At 36.2% G+C, this 12414-nt stretch carries 7 protein-coding genes; 3 read left to right on the top strand and 4 right to left on the bottom strand.

What is annotated here, in order from left to right; translation table 11 throughout:
* Positions 1-143 precede the first annotated feature (143 nt).
* Genes sprA through pdxA form a run of 3 tightly spaced genes read right to left on the bottom strand, consistent with a single transcriptional unit; the run spans position 144 to position 9226 of the window.
* Positions 144-7538 (bottom strand): cell surface protein SprA, encoded by a 7395-nt coding sequence (sprA, locus tag HOO91_13240; GenBank protein NOU18515.1) that lies wholly within the window; start codon positions 7536-7538, stop codon positions 144-146.
* Between the two features lie 21 nt (positions 7539-7559).
* Positions 7560-8144 carry a Holliday junction branch migration protein RuvA gene (gene ruvA / locus HOO91_13245; GenBank protein NOU18516.1) on the bottom strand — a complete coding sequence of 195 codons (585 nt, stop codon included), beginning with the start codon at positions 8142-8144 and terminating at the stop codon, positions 7560-7562.
* 29 nt (positions 8145-8173) lie between these two features.
* A complete protein-coding gene (pdxA, locus tag HOO91_13250) occupies positions 8174-9226 on the bottom strand; it encodes a 4-hydroxythreonine-4-phosphate dehydrogenase PdxA (GenBank protein ID NOU18517.1) in 1053 nt (350 codons plus the stop codon).
* 223 nt (positions 9227-9449) lie between these two features.
* Here pdxA and HOO91_13255 point away from each other — a divergent pair, with 223 nt between their 5' ends.
* The gene (locus HOO91_13255) at positions 9450-10598 is read left to right on the top strand and encodes a CofH family radical SAM protein (protein ID NOU18518.1); all 1149 of its coding nucleotides are present in this window, start codon (positions 9450-9452) and stop codon (positions 10596-10598) included.
* Positions 10599-10627: 29 nt separating this feature from the next.
* Here the strand turns inward: HOO91_13255 and HOO91_13260 are convergent, their stop codons facing one another.
* Positions 10628-10906 carry a hypothetical protein gene (locus tag HOO91_13260; protein NOU18519.1) on the bottom strand — a complete coding sequence of 93 codons (279 nt, stop codon included), beginning with the start codon at positions 10904-10906 and terminating at the stop codon, positions 10628-10630.
* Between the two features lie 239 nt (positions 10907-11145).
* On the opposite strand from HOO91_13260, the gene HOO91_13265 reads away from it, so the two are divergent.
* Positions 11146-11829 carry a potassium channel family protein gene (locus tag HOO91_13265; GenBank protein NOU18520.1) on the top strand — a complete coding sequence of 228 codons (684 nt, stop codon included), beginning with the start codon at positions 11146-11148 and terminating at the stop codon, positions 11827-11829.
* 5 nt (positions 11830-11834) lie between these two features.
* Positions 11835-12233 (top strand): hypothetical protein, encoded by a 399-nt coding sequence (locus tag HOO91_13270; protein ID NOU18521.1) that lies wholly within the window; start codon positions 11835-11837, stop codon positions 12231-12233.
* Positions 12234-12414: the final 181 nt, after the last annotated feature.

Consider the following 12414-nt stretch of genomic DNA (forward strand, 5'->3'; position numbering starts at 1 on the left):
TACTTTTTTTTGTAGATATATAATACTGTAATGATTATTATTTTATTGTTTTATTTAGTTTTTAAATTCTTTATACTTAAATAGTAAGATGATTAAACTTTTCGAGGTAAAAACCTCAAAATCCGATTAATAAAACAGCACAATTATTGAATCATAGTAAAACGAACGCTAAAGCCAAAACTCGTATTTACCATTGGGTAAGATGATCCTGAAACAAGTGGTGTGTTCTTTGCCCAATCGAAGAAAGCCCTGATAGTTACCTGATTACTTATTACATAATCAGCTGATGCTTTAATAGATACTGCCCTTTGACCTGATGTTGTTTGATTAATTTCTTCAACCAACTTATGAAGTATCGTCTCATTTTTTCTTAATGAAAAATCGACTCTGAGACGAAGGTCGCTCTTCAAAGTTTTTTCCTTGCCCTTCTCTGTGCTAAAAATTAAAGGTAGATTTTCGAACCGATAACCTGAGCCTATGACATATTCCCAAGTATCAATTTCTGTAAGCTGATTATTTGCAAAACTCATTGATAGTGAACGCCCAGATTTAATCTCGAATCGACCAGTGAGGTTGTTAATCCAAGTCATATCTAACCCAATTAAAGGTGTAAAGGTTTCGGTTATGGATACATTGGAAATTTCCCTTTTTGAGATAAAATCATTTATTGCATTTGTCACTGTTGTCAACCCATCATCCAGTGCGTCATTATACTTTAGGTTTGAAGTGTAAGCACCAATAGTATAAACAGATCTATACCCATGTGTTAGCGAAAATGTACGCAAAAATTTTTTAAACGGCTGAAGTTTAGCCAATCCATCATAGGTTATTTGCCAATTAGGGAAAGGTATTTTTGGAAAATCATCATACGGGGCTTTCTTTTTTGCATAACTTGTGTAAGTAGCAAGAAAAGATGGAATAAGTACCTCTTGTGATAAATTACTATATCCAACTGGAAATTCACCTGTACCTCGTTGGTAATTCATAGTAGATACATTTTCCCTATAAGTAGCTAATTGTTCTGCGATTTCAAGTCGATTATTTCTGAACTTGTCGAAAACACTATTCGGCGATTTAAAAGCAGTACCTATACTAATAACGCTCATGCTAAAATTACCCGTGGTTAATGGATTACGAGGGTTAAAGTCACCGTTAGCATCGGCATGATAGTATATACTATGATTGCTAGAATAAGTTCTGATGGCACTTAATTCTACCCTAAAACTTGGTATTGGTTCAAAGGTTGTTCGAAAGTTTAGGTTCTCGCTACGCGTGAAAAGTACTGGATTACTTAATGTTGTATCCTTGCTTAGCCACCCATTTTGTATCGCCTTCCAAGCAAACTCGGGATCCTGCCAGCCAGATATAAACTCAAAACCTGGGGCTGTTACCCCATTTATATCATTCATACCAAGGTATCGAGTGGTCGGTTTGTAGCCCGGTAGCATAGTTCCATTATTCTCCGAATATGCTATAGAGATAACTTTTATGCCCATAAGAACTCTCAAGGTTCCTTCTGCAATAAATTTAAGAGGATTAGGCTTTTCAGGTATCTTACCCTCAACCACAACCTTAAGTTTTTCGTACTCTTTATCGGCTTTTATGGTAATACGTTCGTCACTTCTTATTTCTGTAGTAACTTTTATTTCTGCTCCTTTTTCAGTGAAAACTTTTACTGTAACATTCTCGGTTTTTAGTCGATGAAGAATCGATTTTGTAACATTAGCTCTCAATCGCACATCCTTTTCTTCATACTTTAAAGTTTTCATCTTCTGTTGTTGCTTCGATCCACCTTTGGCCATTTGGTCAAATTTCTGGTTTATTCGTTTTAAATACCCTACCTTATTATATAACCCCAACATATTCAGTTGACCTGTAGCTTGAATAGTGTTTGAGTTTTGGATCGTATTGCCCGGATCAAAACGAGAAGTATCGGGGAGTATTGGTCCTGCGGTCCATTTATAGTTTCCAGAATATCTTGTTGATATAGAAGTCCAATCGAGGAGAGGGATTTTGTTAATAGGCAAAGTATAGGTAACATTAAATTGATGATTGTAGTCTGTAGTTCGTCCAAAGTTTAAGATATTATGCCAAACCGAATCCTTCCAATGCTCGTATGAATCTCGATACCGACGATCTACAATTCCACCGGGTTCATCAATTTGAGCAACGTTGTTTGCGTTGAAATCAAACTTAATTGATTGGGCTAAATCCCAGTTAAGCGTATAAACTCTATTCCAAAGAAAATCCTTTGAGTAGGTCGGCAGTAGAATAATATTGGGATTGCTGATATTGCGCAACTGCTGCTCATAGTAATTCCTATTCAGATCTGTACGGAAAGAGAACTGAGAGGGTATTAAATTAAAGTTAAAATCCTTTATTAGTCGTAAATATTTTGAATTTAACCAGTTCACATTTTTAAAGGGGGTAATAGGCCTCGGTTTTGTACCATAGTTATAGGTAAATGCACCCCTAATATTTCTCTGAATTCTATGATCTGTTTTAATATTTCTTGAGAATTGCTCGCTGAAAGAATAACTAACCGAAAAGTTTGAGGGTGAGAAAAGCCATGGCTTTCCATCCATTTTATCAATCTTAACATTGGTTAGGTTAAAACTTTTCCTTCGCATATAGTCCTGAGCTAGTTTTTTAATTTCGTTTCGCTCAGATTTTGTAGAAGCCTTATCTAATGCCGTTTTTAGAGGAATATCGGGATCTAATGGGTTATACTCTGGGTTTGAGAAAGACTCACTATAACCAACGTATAGTGGAATTCTAATACCAGAAGTTGAAGGAAAGAATTTACCCATCTCAAGGGTTGCGCTTAAATCGTATTGGTAGAAATCGTTTGTACTTCTATTGCTCACCTTTGATTCTATTGATCCAAAACCTGGTTTAATTGTAGTTCCTGCAATTGTAATCATACCCAGATCTGCTAACTTTGCCGACATCCGTGCATTTGCAGCCCAGCCTGCTTTATCGTCTGTATTTGATAATCGAAGCTCATCAACCCAAATAATTGCTGATTTGGAAAGTCCATCGCTAGTTGGATCGCTTGAACGGCCAGGGTTACGAATACCTATCATCAATACTTTAACATTGCTAAGGTTCGGATTACCAGTAACCTTGATTTTACGGTTACCATCCATTTTTACATAAATTGTGCTTGTGGTAATAACAGAACCAAGTTTATGCATGGCGTCATTCCGGGCAAGTTTCGTATCAGTTAAGGTTTCAAGGTTAATATCAAGAAGATTCTCACGTGGCCAAACTTTAATTCTATCTGCTTCACTATTATTGTTGTAATTACTGCGCGGCGGGGTTACCTTGAGGGGTACTTCATACTCATAATAATTGTTTGTATAATCCGATCCCATGCGTATGAAGATAGTAAGATCATTATCATTTAGAGTATATCCGGGTATTGCCTCGGCATGAACATCCATCATCAGCCTATGGTATTGGCGAATGTCAAGGTTAAGATTTTTGAAACCCGCACGAGCATCACCCTCTGCTAGGTTAGTAATCTTATACTCCATCGATTGCTCGTTTTGCTCAATAACTTCGTTTAAACTAGGATCAATTGCTCTGCTTAACCCAGGAGGAAGAACATAGTTAACTGGGGTTCTTGAACTGTTGTCCTCCAGATTCACAGAAGATATTTCAAAACTTCCTGATGGAAGATCCATCCCTGGAACACCCTCCTGCCCCTCAATTAACGAGAGACCATACCTTCTCCACTCCCCCCTTACTAGTTGAAGTTTAGCAAATCTGAGAATTAAAGTATCATTGAAACCTTTTAAAAACATTCTAGCAAAACTTATCATTTTAAAGTCCTGTATTGGCCCAACAACCCGCTCATATTCCATAATTGGAACCTTAAATTGATACCAAGCAACCTTTTGCTTTTGTGTGTATGCAGGCATTTTAGTAAACGTTGTTACTTTGTTGGTTATAAAATTATTCCCAACCTGCATATCCTCGGGGCGTAACGAAACACGATACTGAAAATAAGCTTCATTATCGCTCATGGTCTGATCTCTATTAATATCTTCCCCGTCTGGCTCCTGAGTACCCGCTGTTCCACTGTTTTGATCGTTAGTAGGGGAGTTGCCTTCCATGTTGTTGTACTTTTTATACCGATCAAGGATTCCAGCTCCTCGGGTAGAATAATCGGGATCTAAAAAATACTTATAATCATCATTCGATGGGTCATTATATATTTCACTAAATGCATCAGCATTTGTAAAACCTCTAATTTGGTTCAAATAGTCAACAAAAAATGTTTGTTCATCATTTTCACCACCACCCGTTAAATTGTACTTTGAGCTAAGACCATCAAGCCCAATATCCTGATACTTTTGACCATCATTCGGAACAAATACATTGGGTATAGATTTAATTTTAGGGTAGCGTCCCCAATTTGTAGTACCCGTATTTTTAAGATCTCCCGTGGCTGGCAAGCCTCCTTCAAATGTTTTTTGACCATCGCGAAGAATATCCTCAGAGATATTCCCTAAGTTGAAAAATAGATCACCTCCTGCCTTGGTAGAATCGTATACAAATGGATCCATCAACCAAAATTCGATATACTCAATATTTTGAGACTCAAAATCTGATGAACTAATTGGACGCATAATCCCACCCCATCGTGTCTCTGGGTTGGGCAGAAATCCATTAGGATCAAGAATTGGATCAAAGTTGTAGGGCCCTCTTTCGTTCGGATAAAATGCTAAATTTAGTATTGGTAGATTTGTAGGTTGTCCTTGAGGTGTTTTTTTATACGGAAACAGCTCATTCTCATAAACCTCCCTAACCCAATGACTACTCCTTTGTTTATCGGTAAATCTTACAGAAGAATTAATGTTTCGGGGTAGAGATGGATCTATGGAGTACCATGCAATTTGAGCCCTTTTAAAACCATATCTTAAATCATTTCCCTCCGAGAAAATGTCACTTTGCTTTAAAGGTGTACTTGCCAACTTCCAATAGTATGGGCTTTGTAAATCAATTGGCGTTGAACTTCCCTCAAAATCATCGAGATAAACTGTTCCGTTTTTGCCAATTGCTTTGGCATAACCAGGAACAAATTGAGCAAATTCGGCATCGAATGTTATGGTTGATTTCTCTTTTGTTTGAATAAAGGGTAAGAAATCTACCATCTTGGTCAAGAAACTAGATTCCGTTTGAAATGAGGTGTTTAAACCCCATATTGTATTGGAAACCGCCTCATTCCCAAAATTGACCTTCTGAGTAAGGGGTCTTTCGGTTAGATTTAGTGCCGTAGCACCTATATTAAATTTGTCAGATACCTGATAATCTAAGTGTGTGCCAACAAGAGTTTTGGTTTGAAAGTTAAATAGAGCATTATTCTCAAGCGAAACTTTAATTGCAGTTCCCGATTCTATTAAACCGGGTTTAATAATTTTTAATGTACCTAGATTGTAGTCTACTGTATAATCAGTTCCCTCCAATAGTTTTGCCCCAGCAGCTGTAACAACAACAGAGCCTTTAGGAATATTCGCAGCGTTCAGCGATATTTCTGATCCCATTGAGGACTGGTATGTTCCAACTAGCTTAAACTTATTCTTATTAGCAACTTGTCTGGCCCTTGTAAGTGTTGAGTCGTATAACTCTTGATAAACATATTTATCAGATACTCCAGAATTTTTGATTTGATCACTAAGATCTTTTCCAAAGGGCTCGAGTACAGGGAAAATTACCTTGCCTGTTGTAGCATTAATTGTTACACCGTCAATAAAATCGAAAACACCATCAGGGGTGGTATTATTCTGACTGTTAAGGTTATCTAAATTTAAAACCTTAATAAGTGGAATATTTTTAATTCCTCCTTCGTTAATATAGTTTAAGGCTGTCCCAGCAGCATCATTCTGATAAAGAATATCTAGTCTAAACTCATCTTTACTAACCTGATAAGCCCCAAGTGAGTAAATATTCTTCATCATCAGTTTCCATGTGGGCGTTTTCGGAGTTAGGTTTTTACCCTTAAGAAGTTTCAGAATTAATGCTTTGGGAGCAGCAATTCCATCTGTTGACAATTCTCCTACTTTAAAATTTTGCCCCCCAACTGTGTACTCGTATGCAACAGCCAAAACCTCATCTGTAAGTAACGAGTTATTTAGCGATACATAACCCATTTTGGGGTTAAACGTATATTCATTGGGTTGAAGTTTGCGTGCATTTTCTATTTTTTCATAGTCTTGACCTTCGCTAAATCCGGATCCTTCAAGTGGCGATAGGTTTTGATTTACACCAGCAATATCCCTAACATCATAAGCAGAGGTCATCAAGCTAAAAAGATTATTTAACTGATTATCTGGGTACAAGCCTGAACCTGTTTGTGAAAAATTCGTTTTTGAATAGATGTTTTTAGTTGATTCCGCTAAATCGATAAAAGCAACAATATCTCTTGAATTTTCATAGTTTGCCTGTTTGTTAGTAACCCAAACCTCTATTTTGGTGATGTTTACTCCAGTATTAATTATTGGTAGATTTCGAAGCGTGGTATTGTAATTGTCTCTAAAATACTGTGAAAGAAAAAAGTGTCGGTTAGCCTCGTATTCATCGGCACTAATAGAAAAATCCTTAGTTTGTGCGCCTCCTTTGACTTCAATGACCTGAGTTTGTCCGTTCTGCTTGGAGAAAACGGTTGTAATATTCAACTTTCCAAACTTTAGCTGTGTTTTAAAGCCGAACAAACTCTGACTCCCTGTTATAAGAGTTCCGGGTAGTGGTAACGAAACATTACCTGCTTCGATCTTCTGAATTATTTCATCCTCAAACCCATTGTATTCAACCTTAACGTTGTTTTCAAAATCAAAAGTTGCCTCGGTATTATACTGAACATTCATTTTAAGCTTTTGACCTATCTTTCCATCAACATTCATCTGAATCTTCGATTTAAAATCGAAAGTTGTGCTCCTGCGCTGATCAAGCGGAAGAAATGGGCTATTTGTTGTTGAACTATTTATTCCAAAACTCAACTCCGCATTTCCTTGTGGAATAATCTCAATGGTATTACTTCCAAAAACTCTATCGAATGTCTCTCCTCCCAATTTTATGTGGGATAGCAACATAGAGCCTAAACCTGCAGATTGTCCAGAACTTTGCTTCCTCCAGTACTCTCGTAAAGAATTCTCAAATCGATAACCTCGATACTCCTCCTCTGTCATTACCCGGGGAGGTTTAATATTATACTTTCCTACCTTTTCGTAAATTGTATACTGTTTTGTAACAGGATCATAGTCAACCGTGATGGTTATATTCGATGGTGATTCTAAATTGAAAGATGATCGTTTTTTATTTTCAGAGGCAAAAGGATCATCTGGTTTAAGAGGGTATGGGAGTTTAAGTGTGTCGGTTTGGAGAAATGTACTTTCTTCTGTTAGTAAAGTTTTTTCCGATTTACCCTTATAATAGGAATTAACTATAAACGAATTTGCCTTTGATGTTTCAGCAAAACCAACAAAGGCAGCAATTAGAAATCCTGCTATCTGATATTTATATGAATACTTCAAACTCTAGTTTCTCTTGCTATTCTACAATTGTTTAAGTGCCAATTTAATTAATCCTTCTACGCTTTGGTTACTCTCAACTTTAAGCAATTGATCAAGAACCTTTTCTGCTGCTGCTTTATTGAAACCAAGCATAACTAAAGCAGATAACGCTTCTTGTCGGGTTGTATTGTTTATAGATGTAAATAATTGGGCAGATTCTAAATCTTTACCAGATACCTTATCCTTTAAATCAACAACTATACGCTGAGCTGTTTTTAAACCAATCCCTTTTATTTGCTTTAGTGCATTAACATCAGCTTGCATAATCACCTTTTGTATTTCTATGGCTGACATGGATGAAAGGATAACCCGCGCTGTATTGGCTCCAACCCCAGAAACGCTAATTAAAAGCCTGAATAAATCCCTTTCTTCTTTACTGGCAAAACCAAAGAGAAGGTGTGCATCCTCCCTTATAACCTGATGGAGGTAGACCAAAGTATCCTTTTTCCCTTCAATACTGCTATATGTTTGTAGCGAGATATTAACGTAGTAACCGAGGCCACCACAATCAACAATAACATAAGTTGGTGTTAAATCTGCTATTGAACCCTTGATATATTCAAACATATTCCAAAAATTATTATCAATAATATATCCTAAATCGCTTCAGGGTCAACATGTCGTAAAGGATTGGTGGTTAATTCTTTGTGTATTTGGCGATTTTTGAAAAGGTCTACTGCAAGGTATAAAGCCTGCCTGAATGAGTTTGGAGAGGCTTCTCCTTTCCCTGCAATTTCATAGGCAGTTCCGTGTGCAGGAGAAGTCCTAATAATAGGTAATCCAGCTGTATAGTTAACACCTGTATCGAAGTTTACAGTTTTAAATGGAGCAAGTCCTTGATCGTGGTACATTGCCAGTATTGCATCAAACTTAACAAAGTTCTCGGATCCAAAGAAACCATCTGCTGGATATGGACCAAGTGCTACAATGCCCTCGTTATTAGCCTCGTTTATGGCTGGGATAATAATTTGTTGCTCCTCTGCCCCAATAACACCCAAATCACCAGCATGTGGGTTTAGCCCTAATACTGCAATCCTTGGTCTGCGAATGGCAAAATCCTGAATCAATGATCGATTTAGAATACGCAGTTTGGAGAGTATCGATTCTTTTGTTACCAAGGATGGAACCTGAGAAATTGGAACATGTCCAGTAACAACGCCAACCTTCATAACTTCGCTTACCATAAGCATCAATACCTCGTTGCAATCGAAACTGTTAGCAAGAAATTCTGTATGACCTGGAAAATGAAAATCTTGCCCTTGAATATTATGCTTATTGATAGGTGCAGTAAGAAGAACATCTATTTTTTGGGCTTTTATATCAACAATTGCTGCTTTTAAGGCTTGCAAAGATCCCATTCCACCGTACTCCGTGGATTTGCCAAGCTCAACACGAACATTTTCGTCCATGCAGTTGACAATATTTGCACGTTTGGGATTGGCTTCGCTTGCATCCTTAATTTGATTGAAACTGAAATTCTCAACATTTAGTGCTTTCCTATGATAGGCAGCAACTTTAGGGGAACCATATATGATTGGAATACAGAATTCACCAACCCTTGGATCGGAAAAAGTTTTTATTATCACCTCATATCCTATCCCGTTGATATCACCCTGTGTAATTCCAACTCTAATTTTTTCTTCGCTCATATTCAACCTTTTTTTATTTATAAGGTTTATCGTACAAAAGTATAAAAAAACAGCAAGGTTCAAAGAGTTAGTATAATAGTAGTTTATGTGTTTTTTGGTTTTTCATAAGCAACAAGAGTAAACCCTTAAATTCATTGAATGAATTACTGTTTATTCTCTTTAAAATTAATTTTAATTGCAAAACTTAAATTTTAGTACTTTTATAGCTTCTTAATCAAATTGAATGGAACTGAAACAGCTATACGATAAAGCACTTGATCTTATTCCTCTATCAAAGGAGGAGGGCGTTTTCCTTTACCTAAATGCTCCAACCAGCGAACTAATATTTTTAGGTTCCGAGCTAAGAAAGATGCATGTTCCAAACAATTTAGTTACATGGCAAATAGATAGAAATGTAAACATTACAAATGTTTGCGTATCCGGGTGTAAGTTTTGTAATTTTCATTGTAATCTTGCCGATGATGGTGCTTTTATCACCTCCGTTGCAGAATACAAAATAAAAATTGAAGAACTTCAGCGTTATGGAGGCGATCAATTATTGCTTCAGGGTGGCTTGCATCCAAAATTAGGGTTAAACTTCTATACCTCACTATTTAGGGAAATTAAGGGTTTATTCCCAAATATCAAACTACATGCGCTTGGCCCTCCTGAGGTTGCTTTTTTGGCAAAGGTTGAAAAGAAATCTTATAGAGATGTTCTTGTTGATTTAATTGACGCAGGACTTGATAGCCTCCCCGGTGCTGGTGCTGAAATTCTTGTTGATAGAGTTAGAAAATATATATCCCCAGGGAAACCCAACTCTCAGGCTTGGCTTGATGTGATGGCAGAAGCACACGCCCTAAATCTGGTTACTTCCGCAACAATGATGATTGGTCATTACGAAACCATGGAGGAACGTATTGAGCACTTGATTAAAATTCGTGATCTTCAAGCAAGTAAACCAAAAAAAGCAACAGGGTTTTTAAATTTTATTGTTTGGACCTTTCAGGACAAGGGTACTAAACTTGAAGAACTTGGAATAAAAAGTATGGTAACCCCCGAGGAGTACATACGAACCATTGCCATTAGCAGGATAATGCTAAATAATATTAAGCATATACAAGCATCATGGCTAACAGTGGGCAAAGATACTGCACAAATATGCTTACATGCTGGTGCTAACGATTTTGGTTCTATAATGATAGAGGAAAATGTTGTCTCCTCCGCAGGAGCAAATAATAGGATGGATTCATACGGCATCCAAAAAGCAATTGTAGATGCGGGGTATGAACCTCAACTTCGAAACCAGCGTTATGAATATATTGTTTTACCCGAATGTGAGTTTAGCAAGATTTTAACTTTGGAAGAGCTGAAAAAGAGACCCGAAATCTAGTATTCACCCTTAAAATCGATGCTTACAAATTATTTTTCGGCTAATTGTACCTTATAGGTGTCCTGTAAATAGTTTAACTCTAGTAAAATCAGTTCAAACTCTTTTCCATCGAAAGTGAATGTCCATTTTTGACCCGGGCTCACATTATTTATATCAACCGATGAAGCCTTTGGCAGAGTAATACTTCCCGATGCTAACCTATCATAGCTGATATGCCTAATACCAAAGGTAAGTCCAGTAATCGAGTCGATAAAAACTTGTCCCGTTCCAATCGGATTACTCTGTATAAAATACTTTTGATCATCCATAAATTCTAAAATAAAATCAACCAAAGATATAAAAAACTATTGCCGGATAAAAGTTTTACAAGAAGCACCCTCTCAATAATTAGATTTACAGATGGATATGAGTTTGTTTTTTATTTATAAATTTTTGTGACTGAATATAAAGAGTGTGTTTATTGCATTGAATATCAATATTTATTTTTAAATTCACATGTGATTCTTTTATCCATTGGTTATTAGAAACTACGATAAATTAGGTTTTCATGAATGAAGAAAAATCTCAGAAAGGATTAACATTCTTTGATATCGTTATTGTTATTCTTTCAATGTATGTCCTCGTTGCACTTTTAATTGACAGCTATTTTAGACTATCTCCCGAAGTTTCTAAATTACTCTACTTAATAGATAACATTATCTGTGTCTTCTTCTTGTTCGATTTTTTCTATAGATTTATTAAAGCACCCTCGAAAAAAGAATTTATTAAATGGGGTTGGATAGATTTAATATCAAGTTTACCATCATTCGAATTTTTACGGTATGGTAGATTAATAAGGCTGTTCAGATTATTGAGGGTCATGAGAGCATTTCGATCAGTAAAGTATTTAACAAAACATTTATTTAAAAACAGAACTCAGGGAACTTTTGCAACAGTTTCCCTTATTGCTGTTCTAATGATAATATTCGGTTCAATTTCGATTTTACAAGTTGAAGTCGACGTTAATTCAAATATTAAAACAGCAGAAGATGCCATTTGGTGGGCATTTGTAACAATAACAACAGTTGGGTATGGCGATAAATATCCAGTAACAACAGAAGGTAGAGTAATTGCTGCTTTTCTAATGGTTACAGGAGTTGGGCTTTTTGGAACATTTACCGGATTTGTTGCGGCGTGGTTTATGGGTGATAAAACAAAGGAAAACGAAGTTTTAAACGAAAATAATAACTAAGCAATATGAAAAAATTTGTGTTGCTATTTCTAGTTGGGACTTTTCTCCCTCTATTCCTTTTCGCTCAACAAAAGGTGACAAAAAATAATTCTGAAGATATCCCTGTTTATATTACCAAAACAGGGAAAAAATATCATTCAGCCAATTGTTTTTATTTAAAAGGAGGAGGAATACCCAAAAAATTATCGGAGGTTAAAGATAGTTATTCTCCATGTAGCAAGTGTAATCCACAAACAACTCAGATTGAAAAAGATAATAATAAACAACAGCAAGCTACAACACAACAACAAACTTCAACAGAAACAACATCTAAAGGACAGCCAATTTATACTGGTCCACGTGGTGGAAAATATCATTATAGTAAATCAGGGAAAAAGGTTTATGAACGAAAAAAAAAGAAATAGATTATAGAAATCCATCGTCACTTCAGATTTGTAATCCTTATAAAACAAAATACCAATTTGTAGATCCGTTTCTTCATGGGATTTCTACCCTTTTAATGTCAAAACCACAGCCAGACATTAAAATAATGGTTTTTTAATGTCTGTGTTATATTTGTCCCAAATTTTAATGTCAAATTCAATA

Source organism: Bacteroidales bacterium, from assembly GCA_013141385.1.
Classification (GTDB): Bacteria; Bacteroidota; Bacteroidia; order Bacteroidales; family Tenuifilaceae; genus UBA8529.